1 pseudogene is annotated in these 259 nt (G+C 42.9%); it reads right to left on the bottom strand.

The features are described 5' to 3' along the window. Positions 1-259, bottom strand: a pseudogene (locus tag MN204_RS20950) (hypothetical protein); the annotation flags it as partial.

The following is a 259-nucleotide window of genomic DNA, read 5'->3' as shown; positions in this document are numbered from 1 at the left end:
AGGCCCCATAAACTGGCGATGAAGCTGATCCCAACAATGATCCTGGCATTAAGACAAAGCCAGCCACCATCGTTGAAGCGCCCAATGTTAATTGCGCATATTGTGGAATAGCAAAGTTCACAGCTAAATTAATCGCTTGTGACATCGCATAAATCAACAACGCAAAGACCATTCCCTTGCTCTTAAAAACGGACAAGTTTAACAACGTCTTTGATGAACGCAAGGCAATTCGAATAAAGGCAATCATAGCCAAAATCGC

The sequence above is a fragment of the Oceanobacillus saliphilus genome (assembly GCF_023522835.1).
In the GTDB taxonomy this organism is placed as follows: domain Bacteria; phylum Bacillota; class Bacilli; order Bacillales; family Amphibacillaceae; genus Oceanobacillus; species Oceanobacillus saliphilus.
Note: the sequence above shows the minus strand (reverse complement) of the source record. Positions and strands in the feature narration are given on the sequence as shown.